The following is a 25,522-nucleotide window of genomic DNA, read 5'->3' on the forward strand; positions in this document are numbered from 1 at the left end:
CTTGCAACTGTCTTCGCCGTCTTGTCGTAGCCCGCGCCCTTGGTAGGCGTTTTCCTACATACATGCAGGAAAGCGGATAGCATCATTGGCAGCTTCGCTGCGGGTCAGCAGCTTTGTCCGGGACGAATTGCATGCGCCAGCGGTTGCTCTGTTTTGTAGTGGGTGGTGCGTTGACGTTGTCGCTGCTCAGCGGTTGCGACCAGGAGGGAAATCTCTCCCTCAGCGGCAAGGCCGAGGCGCTGCAGGCGGCCAGCACGTTCGATGCAAGCACGCGCCCGATGCTGAGCGGCACGCAGGCGATATCAACCCTGCTGCAAGGCACTGGCCTTGGCGTGGAGGGGCAGGCATCGCTGCCGGCTTACAGCGATATCGAATTTTTCCCGATCACCCGTGCCGATGCGTTCGATGCATTCAGCGCACCCGGGCTCAGCCGCCGCGCGGAGGCCGAGGTTGATCTGTCCGGCATCGATTTCGACAAACAGTTTGCCTTCCTGGTGGCACACCCCAGTTCCAGTTCCTATGGCGCAGTGACCTCGGGCCAGTACGCCAAGTATTTCAGCAAGGTGCTGCCGTCCTATGAAAAAGACAGGGTCGTGCTGCGTATCGATGCAAGCAGGCTGGGCGATATCGACCCCATGACTGCCATGACCGGCAAGTGGGAAGGCAGCGTCTACGCGGTGGAGCGGCGCGGGCGGGACAAGCTGGAAGTGCGTCTTTATGACGATAGCTATGTCTATTCGCTTGCCGCGGACGCCAATACCGGCATGCCGGTGGGCGCGGTGGCACCTGCGCAATAGGTAGGATGACGCCTGTGCCGTGCCCGATGTGGGGTTGGTAACAGGACGCGTCGAACGCCGCTTGGCGTAAAATGCCCGGGTCGGGCCCCGCCCTGGTCGTCGGAGTTGCAAGCCATGTTTTCACGGACGCGCAGCCTGCCTGCTGCGATGCAGGTGCCGGTCGGTAGCTGCCGTCATTGCCTGCGCAACCAGCAGGGTGGTCTGCAGTGACCGATACCCCGGCCAACGACGCTGCCGAAGCGGTGACGGACGAACACTGGATGCGCCACGCTTTGGCGCTGGCCGACCGCGCCCAGCGTGAGTTCGACGAAATACCGGTGGGCGCGGTGCTGGTGGGTGCCGATGGCGCGCTGCTGGGCGAGGGCTGGAACCTCAATATCGCCAACCATGACCCCAGCGCGCATGCCGAGATCGTGGCGATGCGTGAGGCCGGCAAGGCGCTGGGCAATCATCGGCTGGTCGGCAGCACCTTGTATGTGACGCTGGAACCTTGCGCGATGTGCGCGATGGCGTTGGTGCATGCGCGTATCGCGCGGGTGGTGTTTGCCGCTACCGACCCCAAGACCGGCGCCTGCGGCAGTGTGTTCGACCTGCTGGCTGATCCGCGTCACAACCACCGTGTACAGGTGCTTGGTGGGGTGTTGGCGAAGGACGCCAGCCTGCGCCTGACCAATTATTTCCGTGCCAAGCGCGGCCGTCCGCTGTTGAGCCCCGACGACCTTTGACGCGGCCCGCACCTGTAGCGGGGGTATCATGTGCACCGATATTCCGGCCGGGCGGGCTTTGACCGCCGGCCCCCAGCATGAGGCAGCACATGGCGGACAACAGCGCAGGCAATGACCGGTTGATCTGGATTGATCTGGAAATGACCGGATTGGACACGGACAACGACTCCATCATCGAGATCGCCACCGTGGTCACCGATGGCCAGCTCAATGTGCTGGCCGAAGGGCCGGAATTTGCCATCCATCATTCCGTGGAGGTGCTGGAAGCCATGGACGAGTGGAACCGCAACCAGCACCAGCGCTCCGGGTTATGGCAGCGCGTGCTCGACAGCAGCACCAGCGTAGGCCAGGCCGAAGCCAAAACCATTGCCTTCCTGCAGGAGTGGATCAAGGCCGGCGCGTCGCCGATGTGTGGCAACTCGATCTGCCAGGACCGGCGTTTCCTGCACCGTCAGATGCCGCGCCTGGAGAAGTACTTCCATTACCGCAACCTCGACGTGTCCACGATCAAGGAACTGGCCAAGCGCTGGTCGCCTGCCATTGCCGCCGGGGTCAACAAGACCTCCAGCCATACCGCGCTGAGCGACGTGCACGATTCCATCGCCGAGCTGCGCCACTACCGCCAGTTCATGGGCGCGTTGGCCGGGCTGCCGGAAGCGGGCTGAGGGCGATGAGCGCACTGGTTCCGCGCCTGCACGACAATGCGCAGGACCTGGCCGATCTCCAGCGGGCGGTGGGCTTGTTGGAATCACCCACGCTCACCGCCAAGATGGCCAACCTGATCGGCTCGCCGTTGGAATTCGCGGTGCGCAAGCTGCCCACGGCGGTGTCGTCGCGTATCCAGGGCGTTACCGAGGCGGCCTTGTACAAGGCCGCGCAGACGGCGTTGTGGACGATGGACAACAAGCAACCCGGCAAGGCCGCTTCGCCACGCCTGCACAAGCTGGCAGCGGCCGCGTCCGGGGCGCTGGGCGGTGCCGGCGGTCTGCCGGCGCTGGCGATCGAACTGCCGCTGTCGACCACCATCATCATGCGTGCGGTTGCCGATGTTGCCCGTAGCGAGGGCTTTGATCTTTCGGACATGCTCACCCGCCAGGCCTGCCTGGAAGTGTTTGCCCTGGGTGGCAACTCGGGCAAGGACGATGCCAGCGAGACTGGCTATTACCTGGCGCGCGGCTTCACCACCGAAGTGATGCGGCATCTGTCGGCTGAGTTGGCCGGCAGCGCGGTAAGTGGCGGCCATGGCGTGCTGCTGGGGCTGGGCCCGAAAGAGGCCGGCAAATGGTTGGCCAGGGTGGTGGAGAAAATCGCTGGCAAGTTCGGCGTTGTGGTGTCGGAGAAGTTTGTCGCGCAGGCCGTGCCGGTGATCGGTGCGGTGGCCGGGGCCACCTTGAACACCATGTTCACCGGCTACTACCAGGACATGGCGCGCGGGCACTTCATCATCAAGCGGCTTGAGCAGAAATATGGATTCGAGACGGTGCGCCTGGCCTACGGCGGGGTGACTGGCCGGTTGCACCCCTGAGGCGGTACCGCTCCGCCAGCGCAACGCGCAGACGGGCCGCTGCCTTCACCTGTTGCGAAGCCGATAGCCTCTAGCCTGTATCTTTCTTCCGGAGCGAGGTGACCATGAATCAGTACAAGATCGCGGTTTTCGTCGGCAGTCTGCGCAAGGAGTCCATCAATCGGCGGCTGGCGTTGGCGCTGGAGAAGCTGGCCGGTGACCGCGCCAAGTTTGAATACATTCAGATCGGCGACGTCCCGCTTTACAACCAGGACCACGATACGCAGTTCCCCGCGCAGGGCACGCGCATGAAGAACCAGGTACGTGCGGCCGATGCGGTGTTGTTTGTCACCCCCGAATACAACCGCTCCATTCCCGGCGTGCTCAAGAACGCCATCGATACCGCTTCGCGCCCGTATGGCGACAATGCCTTCGCCGGCAAGCCGGCAGCCGTGGTGGGCACTTCGATCGGTGCCATCGGCAGCGCCCTGGCCCAGCAGCACCTGCGCAACGTGCTGGTATTCGTCGACTTGGCGGTGATGCCACAGCCGGAAGCCTTCCTGCAGTTCAAGGACGGCCTGATCGAGGCTGACGGGACCATCACCAATGACGGCACCCGCAAGTTCCTGCAGGGGTATGTCGACAAGTTCCTGGCCTGGACCGAGCACCAGCAGCACAAGGCATGACCCCGGGCCTGTGGCGGCCGGCGCGGGCGCCGCACATGCGATAATCCCCACCCGGCGCTGCAACGGCGCCGGGTCTGTTTCTGTATGCCAGCCCACTCCCGCGTCGCTGGGCGCTTGGGTTGTGGACAGGTTATCCACAGACTTGTACGTATCCCGGTGGGCCATGCCCACCTACCATGGCCGAACGGCCTTATTGCAGGAAATACGCTTTTCATGTCCGCCCGTACTGGTTTCCGTTCCGACCGCGACCGCGGTGACCGCAGCGACCGCTCTGATCGTACCGAGCAGCGCATTGACGCCTTGCGCGTGCCCCCCCATTCGGTGGAAGCCGAACAGGCCGTACTGGGCGGCTTGATGCTGGCGCCGGAGGCGTATGACCGGGTCAACGAGGCACTGACGGACAAGGACTTCTACCGCCGCGACCACCAGCTGATCTACCGCGCGATCCGTGAGCTCTCCGAGCGCGACCGTCCGTTCGATGCCGTCACCCTGGGTGAGTGGTTCGAATCGCAGGGCAAGCTGGACATGGTCGGCGATGGCGCCTATCTGATCGAGCTGGCCAGCACCACGCCGTCGGCGGCCAATATCGGCGCCTATGCCGAGATCGTGCGCGACAAGGCGGTGCTGCGGCAGTTGATCCAGGTGGGTACGGACATCGTCAATGACGGTTTCCAGCCGGAAGGGCGCGACAGCTCCGAGCTGCTGCAGACAGCGGAAAAGTCCGTGTTCGCCATTGCCGAGCAGGGCGCGCGCGGGCGCACCGACTTCGTGGCCATGCCGGGCGCGTTGAAGGACGCCTTCGAGGAACTGCGCAACCGTTTTGAAAATGGCGGCAACATCACCGGCCTGCCAACCGGTTACAACGATTTCGATGCGATGACCGCCGGCCTTCAGCCGACCGACCTGATCATCCTGGCCGCGCGTCCGGCCATGGGCAAGACCACCTTTGCCCTGAACATTGCCGAATACGCGGCAATCAAGTCGAAAAAGGGCGTGGCGGTGTTCTCGATGGAAATGTCCGCATCGCAGCTGGCGATGCGTCTGATTTCCTCCAACGGCCGCATCAATGCCCAGCGCCTGCGTACCGGCCAGCTGGAAGACGAGGACTGGAGCCGCGTCACCGGCGCCATCCGCATGCTGAAGGAAACCAAGATCTTCATCGACGATACGCCGGGCGTGTCGCCGGAGATCCTGCGTTCCAAGTGCCGCCGGCTCAAGCGCGAGCATGACCTGGGCCTGATCGTGATCGACTACCTGCAGCTGATGAGCGTGCCGGGCAACAGCGAAAATCGCGCCACCGAAATTTCGGAGATCTCGCGTTCGCTCAAGGGTCTGGCCAAGGAGCTGCACGTGCCGGTGATTGCGCTGTCACAGCTCAACCGCTCGCTGGAAACCCGTACCGACAAACGCCCGGTGATGGCCGACCTTCGCGAATCCGGCGCTATCGAGCAGGATGCGGACATGATCGTCTTCATCTACCGCGACGATTACTACAACAAGGAAAATTCGCCGGACAAGGGCTTGGCCGAGATCATCATCGGCAAGCACCGTGGCGGCCCCACCGGTTCGTGCAAGCTGAAATTCTTCGGCGAGTACACGCGCTTTGACAACCTGAGCCACGATTCGGTTGGTTCGTTCGAATAAGCCGGAGCTGCTGCATGTCCACCGCCATTGTCTGGTTCCGTCGCGATCTGCGGCTGCGTGACAACCCAGCGTTGCAGGCCGCGCTTGAGGCTGGCCATGAGTTTGTGCCGGTCTACATCCATGCGCCGCAGGAAGAGGGTGCATGGGCGCCGGGCGCGGCTTCCAATGCCTGGCTGCATCATTCACTGCAGCAGCTGGATGCCCAGCTGCGTGCGATCGGATCAACGCTGGTGCTGCGCAGTGGCGACAGCATGGCCGAACTACAGGCGCTGATCGCCGAAACCGGCGCCGAGGCGGTCTACTGGAATCGCAAGTACGAGCCGGCCACCCAGCCGCGTGATGCGGCGATCAAGCGTGGGCTGCGCGAACAGGGCGTGCAGGTTGAAAGCCATAACGGTTATCTGCTGTTCGAACCCTGGGAGCTGGCCACGCTGCAGGGTGGCCCGTACAAGGTATTCACCCCGTTCTGGCGCAACGCGTTGACCCGCTGGCGGCTGCCGGCCTTGTCCGAGGCGCCGCGCAGCTTGAATGCAGTCACGCTGCGCAGCCTGCCATTGCAGGCCTTGGGCCTGCAACCGCGCTTGGGCTGGGATGCCGGCTTCTGGGAGCACTGGCAGCCGGGCGAGGGCGGCGCGCACGAAGCGCTTGAGGTATTCGCCGAAGGTGCGCTCAACGGCTACCGCGAGCAGCGCGATCTGCCCGATCGCACCGGTACCTCGTTGTTGTCGCCGCACCTGCATTTCGGCGAGATCGCCCCGTGGCGGATCGCGCATACGCTGGAAGGCATGCGCAGCGCCGGCCGCGATGCCGATATTGATGGCTATATTCGCCAGTTGGGGTGGCGCGAGTTCTCCTGGCATCTGCTGCATCACTTCCCGCAGACCAGTGACAGCAACCTCAATCCGCGCTTCGAGCGTTTTGCCTGGGAGCCGGCGCAACCGGCCTTGCTGGAAGCCTGGCAGCAGGGGCACACCGGTATTCCGATCATCGATGCAGGCATGCGTGAGCTGTGGGCCACCGGCTACATGCACAACCGGGTGCGGATGCTGGTGGGCAGTTTCCTGTGCAAGCACATGCGCATGCATTGGCAGCACGGCGCCCGCTGGTTCTGGGACACCTTGGTGGACGCCGACCTGGCCAACAACAGCATGGGCTGGCAGTGGATCGCCGGTACCGGTGCCGACGCGGCACCGTATTTCCGGGTATTCAACCCGGTGACCCAGGCGCAGAAGTTCGATCCGCAGGCGCGCTATATCAGCCGCTGGGTGCCCGAGCTGGCCGCGCTGCCGCTCAAGGCGCGGTTCGCGCCGTGGCAGTTTCCAGAGCTGCTGGCCGAACATGCGCCAAGCTACCCGATGCAGCCGCTGGTGGATCTGGCACAGGGGCGTGATGCCGCCCTGGCCGCTTATCAGCGCTGCCGCTGACACGGGCTTAACGTGCAAGACAGTTAGATGAATGGATACCCGTGAAGCGGGTATGGGTGCACACAGGGAATGCGTCGTGATGTTTATGCTTGCCCGGCAAATCCACGCTGGCCCGTCCGGCTTATCAGGAGACTCAGATGACCACCCTAACTGTTGTTCGCAATCTTTCCCTTGGTCTGGTGACGGCAGCCGTCCTCTCGGCCTGCGCTACCGGTGGCTCGTATGTGCAGCAGGACCAGTACGGCAATCAGACCCAGCAGCAGAACAAGACCGGCAAGGGCGCGTTGATCGGCTCGGCTATCGGTGTTGCTGCCGGCCTGCTCAGCGGCGGCAACGCCACCGAACGTCGTCAGCGTGCAATGGTGGGCGCAGGTATTGGTGCACTGGGTGGCGCTGCGGTTGGCAATTACCAGGACCGCCAGGAGCGCGCACTGCGTGAGCGCACTGCCAACACCGGTATCGACGTGCAGCGCGATGGTGACAACATCACCTTGAGCCTGCCTGATGGCATCACCTTCGACTTCAACAAGACCACCTTGAAGCCGCAGTTCTATGGTGCGCTCAATGGCGTTGCAAGCACCTTGAGTGAGTACAACCAGACCATGATCGAAGTGGTAGGCCACACCGACAGCATCGGTACCGATGCGGTGAACAACCGTATTTCCAAGGAGCGTGCCGATGCGGTTGCGGCCTACCTGACCGCACAGGGCGTGCAGCGCGAGCGCATTGAAACCCTGGGCGCCGGCAAGGCTTACCCGATCGCTGACAACAGCACCGAAGCTGGTCGTGCGCAGAACCGTCGCGTCGAGATCCGCGTGATCCCGCTGCGTTCGTAATCGGAATGCGTGTTTGTTGACGTAAAGAAAGGGCCGCGCAAGCGGCCCTTTCGTTTGCTGGATTTCTTCTGCAAACGGTGTGGAGTTTTGCTCCCTCCCTAGTGCCGCAGATGCCAGGGAGGGCTGGGAAGGGGAGCTTCCCTCCCTTGTGCCGCAGGCACAGGGGAGGGTTGGGGAGGGGTAGCTCCTGCTGTTGCCTGTTCTGCTTTTCATCAATCAGAGCAAAGCCACAGCTAAAGCCAAAGCCAAAGCCAAAGCCAAAGCCAAAGCTCCCCTCATCCGGTGCTGCACACCACCTTCTCCCGCAGGCGGGAGAAGGGAGCAACAAGCCACAGCAACAGCAACAAGCCACAGCAACAGCAACAGCAACAGCAACAGCAACAAGCCACAGCATCAAGCCACAGCATCAAGCAACAGCATCAAGCAACAGCATCAAGCAACAGCAAGAGCCACAGCCACAGCCACAGCAACACCCACAGCAACACCCACAGCAAAACCCACAGCAACCAAAACCAACATCAAAACAGGCGTTACTCCGCTACCACCACGCTGTTTCGCCCTTTCCCCTTGGCCGCATACAGCGCAGCATCGGCACGCGCAAACCAGTCCTGCCAACGCTGCTCGCCTGCATACATCGCCGCGCCTGCCGAGATGGTGATGCGGCCGCCGGGGCCGCGCAGCGATTGATAGACAGCCTTGCGCAGGCGTTCGCTGAAGCGGGCCAATGCTTCCCGGCTGCCGGTGTCAACCAGGATCACGAACTCTTCGCCGCCAAAACGGAATACCTGATCGTTTTCGCGCAGCTCAAAGCGCAGGATGGCGGCCAGGTCGGACAACGCGGTATCACCGGCGCCGTGGCCATAGTGGTCGTTGACCTCCTTGAAGTTGTCGATGTCGATCACCACCAGCGCTTGCCGGAAGCGTTCAGCGCGTACACCGTCGATATGCGCCTGCAACGCTCTTTCCAGGGCTCGCCGGTTGGGGATGCCTGTCAGGGCATCGAGCGATGCCAGCATTTCCAGTCGCGTGCGGTCACCTTGCAGGCGGTGGGAGAAGTGGTAGCCAAAACCGAAGACCAGCACGATCACGATCAGTGCCTGCAGTTGCGAAGGCTGGCCCAGCAGCAGGCCCGGCATCAGCAGCAGGCCCGCCACCAGCAGCAGGTTGAGCGCGGTGGCGATCTGATTGCGAACGATGAAGAAATTCGACATCAATGCCAGGTAGGTCCATGGCAGCGCAGTGCTGCCCAGTTGCCAGGCCGACAGCAGGCAGCCGCCCACCGTGGCCAGGCATAGCAGCGCGCCGCCGATTTCCAGACGGGGCTGACGTTGATGGATCCATGCGCTGGCCAGCAGGGCCAGGCCTGCCAGCAGGCTGCTGATGACGGCTGCAAGCCTGTCCCCGTCAAACCACAGCCAGAACGCAAAGCACAGCAACGCCAGCGTGGTCACCGGCGCAATGGTACGCAGCGGGACGCTGCGCAAGGCCTGCGGCAGTGAGGGATACGGTTTTATCGGGACTTTGGGGTCCATATGGCGCGCAACATAACAGCGCCGCCGTGTTCCCCATATTCACCTGAATGGAGGTGCTTAAGCGCTGGCGGGCTTTGTGTAGATGGAGTACAAATGTACTCCATGACCGACCTCAGCCCCCGCCGTGCCGCCATCCTCCGCTACATCCGTGACCAGGTGAATGGCCACGGGCAGGCGCCGTCCCTGGCTGAAATTGCCAGTGCCTGTGGGCTGGCTTCACGGGGCGCGGCGCGCAAGCATGTGCTGGCCTTGAGCGAGGCCGGGCTGGTCGAAGTGACTGCCGGTCAGGCACGCGGGATCCGCCCGGCGGGCCAGGGCGCACGCACGGAATTGCTGCAGGTACCGGTTCTCGGGCGGGTTGCCGCCGGCGCGCCGATCGGTGCCGATGCCGGTCTGGTCGATACGCTGGCACTGGATGAGCGCCTGTTTGCGGTGCGCCCGGATTACCTGCTGCGCGTGCAGGGCGATTCGATGATCGACGACGGTATTCTGGATGGCGACCTGGTCGGGGTGCGGCGCAGCAGTGATGCACGCAACGGGCAGACCGTGGTTGCCCGGCTGGATGGCGAGTTGACCATCAAACGGCTCGCACGCAGTGGCACAACGCTGCGCCTGCTGCCACGCAATCCGGCCTATGCACCGATTGAGGTGCAGCCCGGTCAGGATTTCGCCGTGGAGGGCGTTTTCTGTGGCCTGGTGCGGCGCGGCTGATGGGCGCGGTTGTTGCCCTTGATAGCCTGCTGCACGAACGCCGGGTCTGGCGCGGCCGACCTGCGCCGTTGCCGGCCAGCCGCCAGCCCACCGGCTATGCGCAACTGGATGCGGCGTTGCCGACGGGCGGGTGGCCAGAATCGGCGCTGAGCGAAATCCTGCTGCCTGCCGAAGGTGTGGGTGAATTGCGCCTGCTGTGGCCAAGCCTGGCGCGGCTGACCCAGGCCGGCGAGCGTGTGGTGCTGGTGGCACCGCCCCATATTCCGTATGCACCGGCCTGGCAGGCGGCGGGCATCGACCTGCGCCAGTTGCAGGTGGTGCAGGCGGCCGATCAGCGCGATGCGCTCTGGGCCACCGAACAATGCCTGCGCTCGGGCAGTTGTGGCGCAGTGCTGTGCTGGCCGCAGCTGGCCGAAGACAAGGCCTTGCGGCGGCTGCAGGTGGCGGCCGAATCCGGGCAGACACTGGGCTTTGCCAGCCGCCCGTTGCAGGCGGCAAAGAATCCTTCACCTGCAGCGTTGCGTATCGCCATCGACGCGCAGCCGGCACAGCTACGGGTGTTGAAGTGCCGCGGTGGCATGGTGCCTTCGCGGCCGCTGCCCTTTGCCCGGGGGCAGTAAGCCATGCGTTGGGCCTGCATTTTATTGCCACATCTGGCCATGGATGGCGTGTTGCGCGCCTGCGCCGAGCCGGCAGCCGCGCGGGTGCTGATCAGCGGGCCGAGCCAGCGCCGGGTAGTGCATGCGGTCAATCCAGCAGCGGCAGCGCTGGGCTTGAAGGCAGGGCAATCGCTGGTGACGGCGCAGGCCTTGGCAACCGGGTTTGAAATACATCCCTACGAGCCCGACGCACAGTCGGAGTGGCATCGTTTTCTTGCCGCCTGGGCGTATCAGTTCAGTTCGCAGGTAAGTCTGCAGTATGCGCAGGCCTTGATCATCGAGATCGAACACAGTCTGGCGTTGTTCGGGCCATGGCCAAAGTTCGAGGCACGCCTGCGGCAGGAGCTGGGCGCATTGGGTTTCCGCCATCGGATCGCCTTGGCCCCCAATCCGGTGGCAGCACGCGCCCTGGCCAATGCCGGTGATGGCATCTGCGTGGATGAGGCAGGGTTGCTGGCATTGCTTGGCCAGTTGCCGGTGGCCCGCGCCGGGTTTGGTGCCAGTGCATCGGCCGCTTTCGCGCGCATGGGCATCCGCACCGTCAAACAGTTGCAGGCTTTGCCACGGGCCAGCATCAATCGCCGCTTTGCGCCCGATGTGCTGCGGCAACTGGATGCCTTGTTGGGCGAGAGACCCTTCGTCCTGCAGCCGTACCAGCCGCCGGATGTGTTCGAGCTGCGCATCGAGCTGGGCTACGAGGTGGAATCCTCGCAGGCGCTGCTGTTCCCGCTGCGGCGTTTGACCTCCGATCTGGCCGCGTTTCTTGCCGGGCGCGACGGCAGCGTGCAGCGTTTTGCACTGTTGCTGGAACACGAGGACCGGCCAGCCACCACGGTGGAAATCGGCCTGCTGGCGGCCGAACGTGATGCCAGCCTGTTGTTCGAGATTGCCCGCAGCCGCCTGGAGCAGGCCAAGCTGCCGGCGCCGGTGCGCCAGTTCGGCCTGCGTGCCGATCAATTGCCGGCCTTCGTCCCGGAGCACCGCGAGCTGTTCGACACCCGCCCACAGCAGAGCATGCCGTGGGAGCAGTTGCGCGAACGTCTGCGCGCACGCCTGGGCGACCAATCCGTGCACGGGCTGCGCGTACATGCCGATCATCGTCCCGAGCATGCCTGGCGTGCTGAGGCAGCCCCAGCGGCAGTTTCAAACGCCGATAGCCTGCCGTCGCCAGTGCGGCCCGGTTGGTTGCTGCGCACACCGCAGCCTTGGCCGGGGGCAAGCCCGGAGCTGTTGTCGGCACCAGAGCGGATTGAAAGCGGCTGGTGGGACGGCGCTGACGTGCGCCGTGATTACTATCGTGTCAGTACCCGCTTCGGCCAGCAGGCCTGGGCCTGGCGCGAGGTGGGCGGCGAGGGCGGTTTCATGCTGCAGGGCTGGTTCGCATGAGTACCGGTTATGCCGAACTGCATTGCCTGTCCGCCTTCAGTTTCCAGCGCGGCGCATCGACGGCGGATGAGCTGTTCGCGCGGGCCAAGGCGCATGGCTACAAGGCGCTGGCCATCACCGACGAATGCACGCTGGCCGGCATCGTGCGGGCCTGGCGCGCGTCGAAGGAAACCGGATTGCCGCTGATTGTTGGTAGCGAAATCCAGTTGGAAAACGGTGCCAAGCTGGTGCTGCTGGTGGAAGACGCTGCGGGTTATCAAACGCTGTGCTGGTTGATTACGCAGGCGCGGCGGCGTGCGGAGAAGGGTGAATATCGATTATTGGCCGAAGATATCGCGGCAGTTGATCGTAGCGGTTTGTTGGCGCTGTGGTTACCGGGCCTGCAGCCAGATGCCGCCGAGGGCATGCAGCTGCGGCAATGGTTCCCGCAGCGCTGCTGGATTGCGGTTGAGTTGCACCACGGTGCAGATGATGAGGCCCGCCTGCAGTTGTTGCAGGCACTGGGCGAGCAGCTGCAACTGCCGCTTGTGGCGGCCGGTGACGTGCATATGCATGCGCGTGGACGACGGGCGTTGCAGGATGTGATGACTGCCGTCCGTCATCGGGTCACCGTTGCCGAAGCCGGGCAGCGCCTGTTTGCCAACGGCGAGCGGCATCTGCGGCCGCTGTCGGCGCTGCAGGCGATCTACCCCGCCGAACTGCTGCAGCAGAGTCTGTGCATCGCCCGGCGTTGTGCCGGCTTTGATCTGAAAGAGGCGGTGGACTACCAGTATCCCAGTGAGGTGGTGCCTGCCGGTTATACGGCGCAGTGCTGGTTGGCAGAGCTTGTGGCGCGCGGCGCGCGCAGGCGCTGGCCGGAAGGCGCGACGCCTGAAGCGCAGGCGCTGATCGAGAAAGAACTGGGCCTGATCGCCAAGAAAAAATACGCCTCCTACTTCCTCACCGTGCATGACCTGGTGGCTCATGCACGCAGCATCGGCATCCTTTGCCAGGGCCGTGGCTCGGCGGCCAATTCGGTGGTGTGCTTCGTGCTGGGCATCACCGAACTGGATCCCTCGCACAGCCACCTGCTGTTCGAACGCTTCATTTCAGACGACCGCGATGAGCCGCCGGATATCGACGTGGACTTCGAACACGAGCGGCGCGAGGAAGTCATTCAATACGTGTTTTCGCGTTATGGCCGCGAACGTGCTGCCTTGGCGGCGGTGGCCACGCAGTACGGTGGCCGCGGTGCACTGCGCGACGTGGCGCGGGTACTGGGCATGCCGGGTGATGTGATCACCCAGCTGACGTCCTGCATCGGCCATTGGTCGGACAGCATTCCCGATGCCGAGCGCCTGCGCGAACATGGCTTCGACCCGGACAGCCCGCTGCTGCGGCGCATCCTGATACTGGCCAACGAGCTGGTCGATTTCCCGCATTACCTGTCCCAGCATCCGGGCGGCTTCGTCATTTCCGAGCGCGCCCTGCACAGCATGGTGCCGGTGGAGAACGCGGCGATGGACGCGCGCACGGTGATCCAGTGGGACAAGGATGACCTGGAAACCCTGGGCCTGATGAAGGTCGATGTGCTGGCGCTGGGCATGCTTACCGCAGTGCGGCGCTGCTTTGACCTGATCGAGCGTTATCGCGGCCTGCACTACACCCTGGCGACGATCCCGCAGGAAGATAAACCCACCTACGACATGATCAGTCGCGCCGATACGGTGGGCGTATTCCAGATCGAATCGCGTGCGCAGATGGCGATGCTGCCGCGGCTGCGGCCACAGACCTTCTACGATCTGGTGGTTGAGGTGGCCATTGTCCGCCCCGGCCCGATCCAGGGTGACATGGTGCATCCCTACCTGCGCCGGCGTACCGGTGAGGAGGAAGTCAGTTATCCCTCAGCCGCCTTGGAGGCGGTGCTTGAGCGCACCTTGGGCGTGCCGCTGTTTCAGGAGCAGGTGATGCAGATCGCAATGGTCGCCGCCGGTTACAACGCCAGCGAAGCTGATGGCCTGCGCCGTTCGATGGCGGCATGGAAGCGCCATGGCGGGCTGGAGCCGCATCGGGTGAAGCTGACCGAAGGCATGCTGGATCGCGGTTATCCGCTGGACTTCGCCGAACGCATCTTCGAGCAGATAAAGGGCTTCGGCAGCTACGGTTTTCCGGAAAGCCACGCTGCCAGTTTCGCGCTGATCGCCTATGCCAGCAGCTGGTTGAAATGCCACCATCCGGCCGAGTTCGCCTGTGCACTGCTCAACAGCCAGCCGATGGGTTTCTACAGTCCGGACCAGTTGCTGCAGGACGTGCGCCGGCATGGCGTGGCGACGCGACCGCTGGATGTGCGTTACAGCGGCTGGGAGTGCTCGCTGGAATGGGAGCGCGACAACCAGCGTCTGGCGATCCGGCTGGGCTTCTGCCTGGTGCGTGGTTTCAATGCCGAAGACGCATTGCGCATCGAGCAGGCCAGGGCGCAGGCCGCGTTCACCGATATCGCCGACCTGTGCCGGCGCGCGGATCTGGATACACGCGCGCGTGCCTTGTTGGCCGATGCCGGTGCCTTGCGTGGCATGGCCGGCAACCGCCATCGGGCACGTTGGGCGATTGCCGGCGTGGAAGACCAGCGGCCGCTGTTCGACGACCAGCCTGCCACGGCCGAGGCCGATGTCGCATTGCCGGTGCCCAGTGCTGGCGAGGATCTCAACGCGGACTACGCGCTGCTCGGAACCACGCTGGAGCTGCATCCGCTTGCCCGCCTGCGTCGGCAACTGAGCGCGCGTCGTTGCCGCAGTTCCAGGGATCTGGAAAGCATGCGCAGTACCGGCAATGTGCTGGTGGCCGGCTTGGTGCGCGGCCGGCAGCGGCCGGCAACCGCCAGCGGGGTCACCTTCATCACGTTGGAGGACGAGTTCGGCCAGATCAATGTGGTGGTCTGGCGGCAGCTGGCCGAGCGCCAGCGGCAGGTATTCCTGGAATCACGGCTGATGCAGGTCAGTGGGCGTCTGGAAGCCGAAAACGGCGTGCGTCATCTGATCGCACGCCGCATGGATGACCTGTCTTCGCTGTTGGGCAGCCTGGACGTGCGCAGCCGCGACTTCCACTGAGGCCGGGCCTGTTTGTTTCCAGGCCCTGGGTACGCTTAGACAGCGTTGAAGCTTGCCGCCAAGGTGCCAACCACCAGCACCCAACCGTCGACCAGCACGAACAGCAATATCTTGAACGGGGCCGAGACCAGCATCGGTGACAGCATCATCATGCCCATCGACATCAGCACACTGGATACCACCAGGTCGATGATGACGAACGGGATGAAGATCAGGAAGCCTATTTCGAACGCGGTCTTCAGCTCGCTGGTGACGAAGGAGGCAACCAGCACCGGGAAGGGGATGGCGTCCGGGCTGGCGTAAGGGCCTTGCCCGGCCAGGCCGGCGAAGGTCATCAGGTCGGTCTCGCGCACCTGCGCCAGCATGAAGGCACGCAGCGGCGCGGTGGTCAGCTGCCAGGCGGTCTGGAAATCGATCTGGCCATCCAGATACGGCGCCATGCCGGTGGACCACGCCTTGTCCCAGACCGGCATCATCACCATCGCGGTCAGGAACAGCGCCAGGCCAAGCAGGATCTGGTTGGACGGGGTCTGCCCGGTGCCCAGTGCCTGCCGCAGCAGACCGAGCACGATGATGATGCGGGTGAAGGCGGTGAGCACCAGCAGCATCGACGGCAGCAGAGTGATCGCCGTCATCAGCAGCAGGGTCTGCAGCGGCAGGCTGACCGGCGCGCCGCCGATCTTGCCGACATTCACGTCGGGCAATGCCGGCATCTGCGGGCCGGGTGCGGCCCATGCAAACAACGGCAATGCCAGCATCGCCAGCAGTAGCAGCAGCTGCCAGCAGGCGCGTGAGTTCAAACCGCTTGAGTTGAAACGTTGGCCCGACATGATCAGGAGTCCTTGCGCAGCTTCTGTGCCAGCAGCTGGGCGAAATTCGGTAATTGTTTGAGATTGGGCAGGGCCGGCGCAGGCGTCTGCGGCAACGGCTCGGGCAGCTGGTGCAGGGTGCTGATGCCGCCGGCGGTGATGCCCAGCAGCAGCTGCTGGCCATTGACGTCGACTACCACCACGCGCTCCTTGGCGCCGACGTTGATGCTGGCCACCACCTTCAAGCCCTCGGCCGGCCGGAACGCGCCGCCTGGCATGCGCTTGAGCAGCCATCCCAGGCCGATGATCAGGCCCAGTACCAGCAACAAGGTGACGAACGCACCAAACAGGCCGGGCCCACTGGCCGCATGCTGGCCGACCGGCACGGCCGCCTTGGCGGCGGCCGGTGCGGCATAGGCGAGCAATGCGATCAACGCAGTCTCCGGATGCGCTCGCTGGGGCTGACCACATCGGTCAGTCGCACGCCGAAGCGATCATTGATGACGACCACTTCGCCATGTGCGATCAAGGTGCCGTTGACGAACACGTCCAGCGATTCACCGGCGCCGCGTTCCAGTTCCACCACCGAGCCCTGGTTGAGCTGCAGCAGGTTGCGGATCGGCAGACGCGCGCGGCCGACTTCCAGCGACAAGGTCACCGGAACGTCGAGAATGACGTCCAGATTCAGATCGGTGCTGATGCCATCGTCGGCCTGCAGGTTGGCGAACTGCGCCGGGGTTGCGGCGATTTCAGCTTCGGGAGATTGGTTGTCATTCATCGGTGTTTTCCTGAATCACGGGGACGCTCGGGCGCTTTCCCGGAGGATGGGTAGCAGTGATCTTGATGGCGTTGCGTTCGTTGGACACGCCAAACTCGCCGGTGAATACCGGGATGCCTTCCACGCACAGCGGCACCTGCTTGGGCATTTCGATCGGCAGCACATCGCCGATCTTCAGCTTGGTCAGCTCGCGCAGGCTCATGCGGCGCTTGGCCAGCACGCTGGATAACTCGACTTCGGCGGTATCCAGCTGCTCGCGCAGCATGATGGCCCAGCTTTCGTCGCGGTCGTTGCGATCGCTCTGGATGCCTGCATCCAACAGCTCGCGGATAGGCTCCAGCATCGAGTACGGCAGGGTGATGTGGATATCGCCGCCGCCGCTGTCCAGCTCGACGTGGAAGCGGCTGACCACCACGTATTCGCGCGGGCTGACGATGTTGGCGAAGTGCGGATTGATCTCGGAGTTGATGTAGTCGAAATCGACATTCATCACCGGGCCCCAGGCTTCGCGCAGATCGGTGAAGGTCTGCTTGAGCATCAGCTGGATGACGCGCATTTCGGTGGCGGTGAACTCGCGGCCTTCGATGCGGGTGGGGTAACGGCCATCACCGCCGAAGAAGTTGTCGACGATGGCAAATACCAGGGTCGGCTCGAACACGATCAGGCCGGTACCGCGCAGCGGCTTGAAGCGGATCAGGTTGAGGTTGGTCGGCACGTACAGCGAGTGCAGGTAGTCGCCGAACTTGATCAGCTCGATGCCGCGCACCGACAACTCGGCCGAGCGGCGGATCAGGTTGAACAGGCCGATGCGCCACAAGCGTGCGAACCGCTCGTTGACCATTTCCAGGGTCGGCATGCGCCCACGGATGATGCGGTCCTGGCTGGCAAAGTCGTAAGAACGCGCTTCGCCCGGTGCCGCCGCAGGCTCGGCGGTATTGACCGAGCCGGAATCCACGCCATGCAGCAGGGCGTCGATTTCGTCTTGGGACAGCAGGTCGTTGATGCTCATCGTGGCGCCTTACTGGGTCACAAAGCTGGTGAACAACAATTCGTCGGCACTGTTCTGGCCGGTCTCGGCCTTCATCAGCTTCTGTACTTCGGCCAGCGCGGCGGCCTGCAGCTTCTCCTTGCCGGCGCGGTCGGCGATCTGGGTCGGCTCGACCTGCGAGAACAGCATCAATAATTTGGCGCGGATGGCCGGCGCATGGGTCTGCAGTGTGGTCAGCGCCAGCGGATCACGGGTCATCAGCTGCACTTCGACCTGCAGGTAGCGCGGGCCGTCGACCGGACCACTGAGGTTGACCACGAACGCCGGGTCCAGCGCGAAGTACTGTGCCGGCGCCGGGGTTTTGGGCGCGGCTGCCTTGCTGGCTGCAGCATCGGCCTTGCCCTGGGTGAAGTACCAGACGCCGCCGCCCGCAGCAGCGGCGGCAAATACGGCGACCAGGGCGGGGACCAACAACGAGCGCCGCGGTTTGCTTGCCGCTTCCTTGGTGGGTTCAGCTTTGCGGTTTTTATCAGCGGCAACGGCCACGTGGAGCTCCTCAGGATTGCTGCCCAAGCAGATGCAAGGGCCGTGCCGGAGGAAGTGAGTGGGCAGATGGCGGGAAATTGACGCGGGTGTGGGGATGGTTTGGTTGTAGGAGCGGCGTAAGCCGCGAAGCCAACACCGGCTCCGCTGACACAGACTTGCCCAACCAACTGACTGCTTTCAGCCGCTGTTGGTCCCAACCTCGGCCAATGCCGCTACAGCCAAGCAATCCTTACAAAGGACACAAATCGCTGCGCAAGGGCCGCGCTTCCGCAGCGGGTCAGCTCTACCTGATCACCTTCACCACAAATAATCGTGTGCCGATATTTCTGGATCATCAGCTTGCAACCGAAATGGCCCGGGCTCTCCATAACCCGAAATTGTGGCGCGACGCGGAATTGATGGCGTGGGTGTTGATGCCGGATCACTGGCATGGGCTTATCCAGTTAGGGGATAAATCCTGCCTTAGTGCCCTTGTTCGAAACATCAAAAGCAACACAGCCCGGTACCTGCCGGATTCAGCGTGCCGACCTGTCTGGGGGCGTGGTTTCCATGATCGGGCAATGCGGAGAGAAGATGACTTAAGGGCTATTGCCCGGTATATCGTGATGAATCCGGTCAGGGCAGGGCTGGTTACTTCGGTTCGCTTTTATGCCTTTTGGGATGCGGTCTGGCTGTGAGGGCCACAATCTTTGTTGCAGGAACCCCGCCTGAGTTGAGAGGTTGGGTATATCTGGCGTTGTCTGCTTCGCGGCTTACGCCGCTCCTACAGCGTGGCGTGGCTTGCTGGGGGCTTCAGGCATAGGCATCGAGCAGGCCGCGCAGGCGCAGGTTCTGGCTGCTTGCGATTGGCAGGTCGGGGCTGTCGTGTGCGCTGCCGGTGGCCAGGCCGCTGCCGGCTTCGCCTTGGTCGTTCTGCTGCTGCGAGCTGGATTGCTGGCCTACGTCGGTATGGCTCAGCTGCAGGCCTTGTTCGCCCAGCATTTCGCGCAGGCGCGGTAGGCTGCTTTCCAGGGCGTGGCGGACGTCGGCGTGGGCGCTGCTGAAACTGGCGTGGACGCGGTCGCCGTCCAGTTGCAGCTTCACATCGATCTGGCCCATGTTTTCCGGGTTGATGCGGATGTGGGCGTGGCCGATCTTCTGCTCCGCCAGCCAGCCGACACGGGCGCCGATGGCCTCGTCGAAGTCGCCAGCATTCAGATCCGGGGTCGGCGTGGGCGCGGTGAGGCTGCTGGCCGGGGCAGTGCTGCGTACTTCCTGCAGGGCCTGGTTGTGCAGCAGCGACGCAAACGCGGCTGGTGCGGGCGTGTCGACATCGACATTGAGCTCGCCGGCATCATCGTTGGCGGCTGTCATCGGCAACGTCAACTCCGCGGTGACGTCGTCGCTGCTCAGGGCCGTCATTGGCGCGGCGCCAGCAACTGCAGCTGCAGCGCCAGGCAGGGCCGGGGTTGCGCCCGTAGCGGGAGCTGCCGGTGCCGCCTGCTGGGTGGCGGCGGCCAGCGCTGCGGGCAATTGCGCTGCCGGTTCCGGAGCTGGCACAACGATTGCCGACAAGCCAAACGGCGGCCAGGGCGCATCGGTGTCCGTGCCTGCTGCCTCGGGTTTGTCGTTATCACCCGCATTGCTGTTGGTTGTGCTGGTCTGCTCGGTGCTGGCCTCGGTGGCGCTGTCGTCGGCGCGGGTTTCCTTGGCCTGCGCTGGGTCATTGCTGGCTGGCTTGCTGGCTGCGGGCTTCTGCGTGGTGGGCTTGCTGTTGAGCATTGCATCGAAGCCGCTGTCGGCGTTCTTGTCGGTGCTGCTGCGCGGCGCGCTGTTGCTGTCGACGTTGCCGGCAGAGGAGAGCGCTGAGGGAAGGACATTCACTGGTTTTCTCCTTCGCCCTCGGTCTTCTTCAGACGTGCGCGGCGGGCGCCGAGATCATCCATCTCGCGTTGATCGCGGCGGTCGGCTACCTGTTTTTCCTGCGCGCGATAGCTGGCAGCGAGCTGTTCCAGCACGGCCTTGTCGCGGCTGGCCAGCAGCAGACGTGCGCGTTCGGCTTCAACGCGCTCCTGGTTGCTGTCCACGGTCTTGCTCTGCGCTTCCACCGCGTTGTCGAGGCGGTCGAGGAAGGCACGGCGGTTGAGCAGCTGGGCGGCGCTGGTGGTGGCCAGCTGCGCGTTGGCGTATTCCTCGGCGTACTGGCGCAGCTCGGAGAGGCGCGACTGATGCATGTCCAAGGCCTGCTGGCGTTCGGCCAGGGCTTTGGCGACTTCATCTTCGCGGTCCTGCGCGCGGCGCAGCAGCGGATCCAGGCGGCGGCTAGGGCTCATGCGGGCGTCTCACTATCTACCAGTTGGTGCAATGCATTCAGGCTATGGCCCAGGTCGGCGGCGTTGTGCACGTCCTGGCCAAGGAATTCCATGATCTCCGGCCAACGATCCAGCGCCTCGTCGGTGAGCGGATCATTGCCGCGCTGGTAGGCGCCGATCGCGATCAGGTCGCGGTTGGCCGTATAGGCCGACACCAGCTGTTTGAGCTTGCGGATGCGGGCGCGCCAGACGTCATCGGCGATGTCCTGGACCACGCGGCTGACCGAGGACTCGACGTCGATGGCCGGGTACAGGCCGCTGTCAGCAACGCGGCGCGACAGCAGGATGTGGCCATCGAGAATGGCGCGCGCGGCATCGGCAATCGGGTCCTGCGGATCGTCACCTTCGGTGAGCACGGTGTAGAACGCGGTGATCGAACCACGGCCTTTTGCGCCGTTGCCGGCGCGTTCCACCAATGCCGGCAGCTTGGCGAATACCGAGGGCGGATAGCCGCGGGTGGTAGGCGGTTCGCCCACCGACAAGCCGATTTCGCGCTGGGCCTGCGCAAAGCGGGTCAGCGAATCCATCAGCAACAGTACGTTCAAGCCCTGGTCGCGGAACCACTCGGCGATGGCGGTGGCACGGTACGCACCGTGCAGGCGTGCCAGCGGCGGCCGGTCGGCCGGACTGGCGACGACCACGGCGCGGCGCAGGCCTTCTTCGCCCAGCGTGGATTCAACGAAGTCGCGGACTTCGCGGCCACGTTCACCGATCAGGCCAACCACGATCACGTCGGCGGCGGTGAAGCGGGTCATCATGCCCAGCAAGGTCGATTTACCGACGCCGGAACCGGCGAACAGCCCCACACGCTGGCCACGGCCGATCGGTAGCAGCGCGTTGATCGCGCGCACGCCCACGTCCAGTGGCTGGGTGATGGGTTCGCGCGCCAGCGGGTTGATGGACACGCCGGCCATGCCGACGACGCCTTCGGCGCGGATCGGGCCCTTGCCATCGAGCGGGATGCCATCGGAGTCGATGACGCGGCCGAGCAGGCCTTCGCCGACTTCAACGCCGCCGCGGCGGTAGGACGGCACCACGCGAGCATTGGGCAGCAGGCCATGCAGTTCGGCGCTGGGCATCAGATAGGTGCGGTCACCGGAAAAGCCGACGACCTCGGCATCGACCCAGCCGCCATCGATGATCTCGACCTTGCAGCTGGCGCCCATCGGCGCTTCGCAGCCAACGGCTTCCAGGGTGAGGCCAACCGCGCGGCGCAGGATGCCTTCGCGGACCAGGCCATGGCCACCGCCAGCATCCAGCGAGATGCCATCCAGGCGCGCGGCCAGGCGCAGATTGCGGGCAGCGGACCAATCGGCAGGAGCGGGCGAGGGGGATTGCGACGGGTTCATTGTGCGGCTCCAGCACGACGCAATACGGTGGCCAGGGCGGCGCGCAGGCGTGCATCCAGCGTGCCGTCGACGCGCACGGCTTCGGCATGCACGCGCAGGTCACCACGGCTGAGGCTGTGGTCAGGCACAAGCCGCTGCCCGTCTGGCAGCGTCAGCAGATTGCTGATGGCGGCGATATCATCCGGGTGCAGGCGCACCTCGACATCGCGGTTGGTGCCGCTGACGGTGTCCAGTGCTTCATCGATAAGATCCTTCAACAGCGACGGGTCCGCCTCGTAAGCACGGCTGATCAGGGCGCCGGCAATACGTACCGACAGTTCGCCGAGTGCGCCGACCACTTCATTTTCCAGCCGCACCAGCGGCCGGCTGAAGTTGTCGAGGATGCCTTCTATCTGTGCGGTCAAACGGCGTACTTCGGCTTGGCCCTGCGCGTAGCCATCGGCGTGACCTTGCTGGAAGCCTTCTTCCTGCGCGGCGTCGCGAATGGCTTGGATCTCCTCCAGCGTCGGCAGCTGCACCGGCGGCGCCGGCGGTTCGGCAACGATGGTTTCCAGCGAGGCCAGATCGATGTCGTCCAGCGCCGGCACGGCAGCGGGCGCGTTGAGATCCGGTGCAAGCCAGCGCACGGCATTGTTCACAGCATGGCCTCCGCAGCGCCGCCGAGGGTGATGGTGCCTTCATCGCCCATGCGCTTGACGATGGCAAGGATTTCGCGCTGTGCACCTTCCACATCGGACAGGCGCACCGGTCCGCGGGCTTCCATGTCTTCGAGCAGGATTTCGGCGGCACGCTGGGACATGTTGCGGGTGATCTTGTCGCGCACCTTGATGTCGGCACCACGCAGGGCCAGGCCGAGGCGCTCGCCGCTGACTTCGCGCAACACCAGCTGCATCTCGCGGTCGTCCAGATCGACCAGGTCGTCGAACACGAACATCAGGTCCTGGATGCGGCTGCCCAGCGGCGAATCGATGCGGGCGATCTCGGTGAGGATGGCCTGGTCCTGGCCGCCGTCCATGAAATTGAGGATGTTGGCAGCACATTGCACGCCACCGATGTTCGACGACTTCAGGTTCTGGTTGCCGGCGAACTGGCGCTCCATGATCTCGTTGAGCTCGTTCAACGCGTTCGGCGGAATGCCGTCGAGGGTGGCGATGCGCAGCAGCACATCAACGCGGGTGCGCTCGGGCAGCAGCTTCAGTGCTTCGGCGGCCTGGTCGGTTTCCAGGTGGGCCATGACGATGGCGATGATCTGCGGGTGCTCGTTGCGCACCAGGTCGGCGACCGCGCGCGGGTCCATCCACTTCAGGGCGTCCAGGCCGGTCGTATTGCGGCCGAGCAGGATGCGATCGATCAGGTTGCTGGCTTTCTCATTGCCCAGCGCCTGCACCAGCATGTTGCGGATGTAGTCGTCCGAGCCAACGCTCAGCGAGGTCTTGTTGCCCAGCTCGGCGCCGAAATCATCCATTACCTGCTGCACCTGCTCGCGGGTGACGTCGCTGAGCGTGGCCATGGCGATGCCGATCTTCTGTACTTCTTTTGGTTCCATGTGACGCAGCACTTCGGCCGCGTCGGTCTCACCGAGCGACAGCAGCAATACGGCGGCACGCTGCACGCCGGTCATCGGCATTGCATCAGTCATTTGACACCCATCCCTTCACTACCTGGGCAACCCGCTTGGAGTCGGTCTTCACTGCTTCACGGGCCATGCGCAGGCGTTCTTCGTAGGCGTCCACCGGCAAGGCCAGTGCCGGGCTGCCGTCCAGATGCAGGCGGTCGGCCGCAAGCGCCGGCATTTCGGTGCCATCGTCCAGAACCTGCACGTCGGCGCGCAGCGGGTCTTCCGCTCCTGGCAAGGCCTTCGGCGTGCCGGTGATCTGGCGCAGGGCAGGGCGCAGCACGCCGAACAGCAGGGCCAGCACCACGATGGCGCCAAGAACCAGACGCAGTGCGTCCCGGACCTGCGGGTTTTCCCACCACTTGGGCGCTTCCACCGGCACTGATTCACGCACGAACGGTGCGTTCATCACCGACACGGTGTCGCCGCGTTCGGCATTGAAGCCCACGGCCTGCTTGACCAGCGCTTCGACGCGGGTCAATTCGGCGGCGCTGAGTGGCTGGTCGGTCTGCTTGCCGTTGGCGCCGGCACGCGGCACGTGGTCCACCAGCACCGCAACCGAGACGCGGTTGACCCGGCCAGGCGGCTGACGAGTGTGCTGCAGGGTGCGGTCCAGCTCGTAGTTGCGGGTGGCGTTCTTGGAGGTTTCAGTCGGCGTGCTGGCGGTTGCCGGCGGCGCGGCGGCCGGGCCCGGCGGGGTATTGCTGGCAGCACCGGGAACGCCCTGCGGGCCGGCGGTGGTGCTGGTGTTCTCGCTGACCTGCTCGCTGCGCACCTTCTGCGGCTCGGCACCGTAGAGCTCACGGGCTTCCTCGGTGACCGAGAAATCCATGTCCACGCTGACTTCCGGATTGACCCGGCCTGCGCCGGTCATCGGTTCCAGCAGTTCGCGGATGCGCTGGTTGTAGGAGCCTTCCAGGCGACGCACCTGGTCGAACTGGGCAGCGTTGAGCGCCGCGTCGCTGTTGGGATCGGCAATGGTGAGCATGCGCCCACTCTGGTCGACCACGGTGACGCGTTCGGGCGCCAGATCGGGAATGCTGGAGGCCACCATGTGCACGATGGCGTCCACCTGGTTGCGTTCCAGCTGCTGGCCGCCACGCAGTTCCAGTACCACCGAGGCACTGGCGACGTCACGCTGGCGAGTGAAGGCGCTGGGCTTGGGGATGGCCAGATGCACGCGGGCATCGCGTACCGGGCGCAGGCTGCTGATGGTGCGCACCAGCTCGGTTTCGAGCGCGTGCTGGTAGCGCGCGGTTTCGACGAACTGGCTCACGCCGAAGCCGGGGTCGCGCTCCATCATTTCAAAGCCCAGGCGACCGCTTTCGGTCAGGCCGGAGCCGGCCAGCTTCAGGCGCGCATCATGCACGTTCTTTTCCGGCACGCTGATTGCGCCGGTTGCGGCATCCAGCTCGAACGGGATCTGCGCCGAGCGCAGCAGGTCGGTGGCCTCGGCGGTCGCCTTCTGGTCCAGCCCGGTGTACAGCGGCATCATCTGTGGCTTCTGCGCCCAGAAGAACACGAACAGGCCGGCCGCGACGGCGACCGTGATCATTGCCATCAAGCCCAGGCGGCGGGTGATCTGCAGGCTTTGCAGGCGGTCGAACCAGGCCCCAGCCCGTTCCGGATTCAGTGATTCTCTGGACAGCGCGAGTGCCATGCGTGCGGATCCTTACAGCGGCATGTTCATCACGTCCTGGTAAGCCTGGACGAGACGGTTACGGACTTCCACGGTGGCGCGGAACGCCAGCGAGGACTGTTGGGAGGCGACCATGACCTTGGCCAGATCGGCGCTGGCATCGCCACGCTCGAAGGCGGCGGCCAGTTGCCCGGACTTCTGCTGGGCTTCGTTGACACCCTTGATGGCGCCCTGCAAGGCCTGGCTGAAGGACGGAGCGGCAACGGCATTGCCCTCGGCCAGCCCCTGGATCGCATTGCTGCGCGGAACGTCGGCGAGGGGCGCGGTCTGCCCGACCTGGTTCTGCAGCGTGCGGATCTGGGAGAGAACGGAGGTGATGGAGTGGGACATCGTGCGGGTTTCCGGGCAACGTGTGGGGAGCTGCTGGAGCAACTGCAAGTTGCGTGCCGGAACCATG

General features: G+C 64.4%; 26 protein-coding genes. 13 read left to right on the top strand and 13 right to left on the bottom strand.

Going from position 1 to position 25,522, the window contains the following annotated elements:
• Nucleotides 1–131: 131 nt before the first annotated feature.
• The 8 genes from BCV67_RS18755 to BCV67_RS18790 all read left to right on the top strand — a co-directional run bounded on the left by BCV67_RS18755 (nucleotide 132) and on the right by BCV67_RS18790 (nucleotide 7,616).
• A complete protein-coding gene (locus BCV67_RS18755; RefSeq protein ID WP_156455803.1) occupies nucleotides 132–797 on the top strand; it encodes a hypothetical protein in 666 nt (221 codons plus the stop codon).
• Between the two features lie 260 nt (nucleotides 798–1,057).
• Nucleotides 1,058–1,522, top strand: a complete 465-nt coding sequence (tadA, locus tag BCV67_RS18760; protein ID WP_231732494.1) for a tRNA adenosine(34) deaminase TadA — start codon at nucleotides 1,058–1,060, stop codon at nucleotides 1,520–1,522.
• A gap of 89 nt (nucleotides 1,523–1,611) precedes the next feature.
• Complete coding sequence (orn, locus tag BCV67_RS18765; RefSeq protein ID WP_062167632.1) at nucleotides 1,612–2,187, top strand: oligoribonuclease; 576 nt, start codon at nucleotides 1,612–1,614, stop codon at nucleotides 2,185–2,187.
• Nucleotides 2,188–2,192: 5 nt separating this feature from the next.
• Complete coding sequence (locus BCV67_RS18770) at nucleotides 2,193–3,047, top strand: EcsC family protein (protein ID WP_062167631.1); 855 nt, start codon at nucleotides 2,193–2,195, stop codon at nucleotides 3,045–3,047.
• 104 nt (nucleotides 3,048–3,151) lie between these two features.
• Entirely contained in the window at nucleotides 3,152–3,712 is a 561-nt protein-coding gene (locus BCV67_RS18775) for an NADPH-dependent FMN reductase (protein WP_062167630.1), read from the top strand.
• Between the two features lie 213 nt (nucleotides 3,713–3,925).
• Entirely contained in the window at nucleotides 3,926–5,356 is a 1,431-nt protein-coding gene (locus tag BCV67_RS18780; protein WP_062167627.1) for a replicative DNA helicase, read from the top strand.
• Between the two features lie 14 nt (nucleotides 5,357–5,370).
• Complete coding sequence (locus BCV67_RS18785) at nucleotides 5,371–6,780, top strand: cryptochrome/photolyase family protein (RefSeq protein ID WP_062167625.1); 1,410 nt, start codon at nucleotides 5,371–5,373, stop codon at nucleotides 6,778–6,780.
• Nucleotides 6,781–6,917: 137 nt separating this feature from the next.
• Nucleotides 6,918–7,616, top strand: a complete 699-nt coding sequence (locus BCV67_RS18790; protein ID WP_062167624.1) for an OmpA family protein — start codon at nucleotides 6,918–6,920, stop codon at nucleotides 7,614–7,616.
• Between the two features lie 530 nt (nucleotides 7,617–8,146).
• On the opposite strand, the gene BCV67_RS18795 is transcribed toward BCV67_RS18790, so the two are convergent.
• Nucleotides 8,147–9,148, bottom strand: a complete 1,002-nt coding sequence (locus tag BCV67_RS18795) for a GGDEF domain-containing protein (protein WP_082746545.1) — start codon at nucleotides 9,146–9,148, stop codon at nucleotides 8,147–8,149.
• A 102-nt stretch (nucleotides 9,149–9,250) separates the two neighbouring features.
• On the opposite strand from BCV67_RS18795, the gene lexA reads away from it, so the two are divergent.
• The 4 genes from lexA to BCV67_RS18815 are packed head-to-tail and all read left to right on the top strand — an operon-like array spanning nucleotide 9,251 to nucleotide 14,990.
• A complete protein-coding gene (gene lexA, locus BCV67_RS18800) occupies nucleotides 9,251–9,859 on the top strand; it encodes a transcriptional repressor LexA (RefSeq protein ID WP_062167621.1) in 609 nt (202 codons plus the stop codon).
• Nucleotides 9,859–10,479 (top strand): translesion DNA synthesis-associated protein ImuA, encoded by a 621-nt coding sequence (gene imuA, locus BCV67_RS18805; RefSeq protein ID WP_057628156.1) that lies wholly within the window; start codon nucleotides 9,859–9,861, stop codon nucleotides 10,477–10,479. Before lexA ends, imuA begins: the two co-directional genes overlap by 1 nt.
• Nucleotides 10,480–10,482: 3 nt before the next feature.
• Nucleotides 10,483–11,904 (top strand): Y-family DNA polymerase, encoded by a 1,422-nt coding sequence (locus BCV67_RS18810; RefSeq protein WP_062167620.1) that lies wholly within the window; start codon nucleotides 10,483–10,485, stop codon nucleotides 11,902–11,904.
• Nucleotides 11,901–14,990, top strand: coding sequence for an error-prone DNA polymerase (locus BCV67_RS18815; protein WP_062167618.1), 3,090 nt, complete (start codon nucleotides 11,901–11,903; stop codon nucleotides 14,988–14,990). The genes BCV67_RS18810 and BCV67_RS18815 overlap by 4 nt, the downstream gene beginning before the upstream one ends.
• A gap of 35 nt (nucleotides 14,991–15,025) precedes the next feature.
• Here the strand turns inward: BCV67_RS18815 and fliP are convergent, their stop codons facing one another.
• The 5 genes from fliP to BCV67_RS18840 form a co-directional block, all read right to left on the bottom strand.
• Nucleotides 15,026–15,748 carry a flagellar type III secretion system pore protein FliP gene (gene fliP, locus BCV67_RS18820; protein ID WP_428999531.1) on the bottom strand — a complete coding sequence of 241 codons (723 nt, stop codon included), beginning with the start codon at nucleotides 15,746–15,748 and terminating at the stop codon, nucleotides 15,026–15,028.
• Nucleotides 15,749–15,822: 74 nt separating this feature from the next.
• On the bottom strand, nucleotides 15,823–16,233 hold the full coding sequence (fliO, locus tag BCV67_RS18825; protein ID WP_062167616.1) for a flagellar biosynthetic protein FliO: 411 nt from the start codon (nucleotides 16,231–16,233) through the stop codon (nucleotides 15,823–15,825).
• Nucleotides 16,230–16,577 (bottom strand): flagellar motor switch protein FliN, encoded by a 348-nt coding sequence (gene fliN / locus BCV67_RS18830; protein WP_062167614.1) that lies wholly within the window; start codon nucleotides 16,575–16,577, stop codon nucleotides 16,230–16,232. The genes fliO and fliN overlap by 4 nt, the downstream gene beginning before the upstream one ends.
• On the bottom strand, nucleotides 16,570–17,586 hold the full coding sequence (gene fliM, locus BCV67_RS18835; RefSeq protein WP_062167613.1) for a flagellar motor switch protein FliM: 1,017 nt from the start codon (nucleotides 17,584–17,586) through the stop codon (nucleotides 16,570–16,572). Before fliM ends, fliN begins: the two co-directional genes overlap by 8 nt.
• 9 nt (nucleotides 17,587–17,595) lie before the next feature.
• Nucleotides 17,596–18,111, bottom strand: coding sequence for a flagellar basal body-associated FliL family protein (locus BCV67_RS18840; protein WP_062171553.1), 516 nt, complete (start codon nucleotides 18,109–18,111; stop codon nucleotides 17,596–17,598).
• A 155-nt stretch (nucleotides 18,112–18,266) separates the two neighbouring features.
• Here BCV67_RS18840 and BCV67_RS19835 point away from each other — a divergent pair, with 155 nt between their 5' ends.
• A complete protein-coding gene (locus tag BCV67_RS19835) occupies nucleotides 18,267–18,788 on the top strand; it encodes an REP-associated tyrosine transposase (protein WP_231732473.1) in 522 nt (173 codons plus the stop codon).
• A 115-nt stretch (nucleotides 18,789–18,903) separates the two neighbouring features.
• Here BCV67_RS19835 and BCV67_RS18845 read toward each other — a convergent pair whose 3' ends face one another.
• Genes BCV67_RS18845 through fliE form a run of 7 tightly spaced genes read right to left on the bottom strand, consistent with a single transcriptional unit; the run spans nucleotide 18,904 to nucleotide 25,455 of the window.
• Nucleotides 18,904–19,974 (bottom strand): flagellar hook-length control protein FliK, encoded by a 1,071-nt coding sequence (locus BCV67_RS18845; RefSeq protein WP_062167612.1) that lies wholly within the window; start codon nucleotides 19,972–19,974, stop codon nucleotides 18,904–18,906.
• Nucleotides 19,971–20,423 (bottom strand): flagellar export protein FliJ, encoded by a 453-nt coding sequence (gene fliJ, locus BCV67_RS18850; RefSeq protein ID WP_062167611.1) that lies wholly within the window; start codon nucleotides 20,421–20,423, stop codon nucleotides 19,971–19,973. The genes BCV67_RS18845 and fliJ overlap by 4 nt, the downstream gene beginning before the upstream one ends.
• A complete protein-coding gene (locus BCV67_RS18855) occupies nucleotides 20,420–21,811 on the bottom strand; it encodes a FliI/YscN family ATPase (RefSeq protein ID WP_062167610.1) in 1,392 nt (463 codons plus the stop codon). The genes fliJ and BCV67_RS18855 overlap by 4 nt, the downstream gene beginning before the upstream one ends.
• Nucleotides 21,808–22,449 (bottom strand): FliH/SctL family protein, encoded by a 642-nt coding sequence (locus BCV67_RS18860; protein WP_062167608.1) that lies wholly within the window; start codon nucleotides 22,447–22,449, stop codon nucleotides 21,808–21,810. The genes BCV67_RS18855 and BCV67_RS18860 overlap by 4 nt, the downstream gene beginning before the upstream one ends.
• Nucleotides 22,446–23,432 carry a flagellar motor switch protein FliG gene (fliG, locus tag BCV67_RS18865; RefSeq protein ID WP_062171551.1) on the bottom strand — a complete coding sequence of 329 codons (987 nt, stop codon included), beginning with the start codon at nucleotides 23,430–23,432 and terminating at the stop codon, nucleotides 22,446–22,448. The genes BCV67_RS18860 and fliG overlap by 4 nt, the downstream gene beginning before the upstream one ends.
• A gap of 10 nt (nucleotides 23,433–23,442) precedes the next feature.
• On the bottom strand, nucleotides 23,443–25,086 hold the full coding sequence (fliF, locus tag BCV67_RS18870; RefSeq protein WP_062167607.1) for a flagellar basal-body MS-ring/collar protein FliF: 1,644 nt from the start codon (nucleotides 25,084–25,086) through the stop codon (nucleotides 23,443–23,445).
• 12 nt (nucleotides 25,087–25,098) lie between these two features.
• Nucleotides 25,099–25,455, bottom strand: a complete 357-nt coding sequence (fliE, locus tag BCV67_RS18875) for a flagellar hook-basal body complex protein FliE (protein WP_062171549.1) — start codon at nucleotides 25,453–25,455, stop codon at nucleotides 25,099–25,101.
• Nucleotides 25,456–25,522 lie beyond the last annotated feature (67 nt).

Origin of the sequence: Stenotrophomonas nitritireducens, from assembly GCF_001700965.1 — a bacterium.
Taxonomy (GTDB): Bacteria; Pseudomonadota; Gammaproteobacteria; order Xanthomonadales; family Xanthomonadaceae; genus Stenotrophomonas; species Stenotrophomonas nitritireducens_A.